This is a genomic window from Sphingomonas sp. CFBP 13714 (assembly GCF_014842205.1).
Classification (GTDB): domain Bacteria; phylum Pseudomonadota; class Alphaproteobacteria; order Sphingomonadales; family Sphingomonadaceae; genus Sphingomonas; species Sphingomonas aerolata.
This window is the reverse complement of the sequence record NZ_JACYVG010000048.1, coordinates 1-255: the sequence shown is the minus strand read 5'-3', so window position 1 is coordinate 255 and position 255 is coordinate 1. Positions and strand designations below refer to the sequence as shown.

The following is a 255-nucleotide window of genomic DNA, read 5'->3' as shown; positions in this document are numbered from 1 at the left end:
AGGGTCTGCCACCACTTTTTGCCTTTGGACGGCGCGATGAAGGACGCCTACTTGCCAGGCTTGCCGAGGGCGCTTGCGGAACTTGATACCGATGCGCTGATCGACGTTATCGGTGATCCGGTCGGGGTCGAGTTGTGGCAGCTACTAGAGCCAGAAGAAGCACGTATTGCGAAGCAAATTCGCACCTTCAATGCAACTGCTGTCCAGTTTGACGCTGCTTATAGCGGTTGGTCATATGAACCGCGGCAGCCTGAT

General features: G+C 55.7%; 1 protein-coding gene. It reads left to right on the top strand.

The genetic code is table 11. The features are described 5' to 3' along the window. Window positions 1-36: 36 nt before the first annotated feature. Window positions 37-255: hypothetical protein (locus tag IFT54_RS20220; RefSeq protein ID WP_192071992.1), on the top strand; the 219-nt coding region annotated here is incomplete at its 3' end.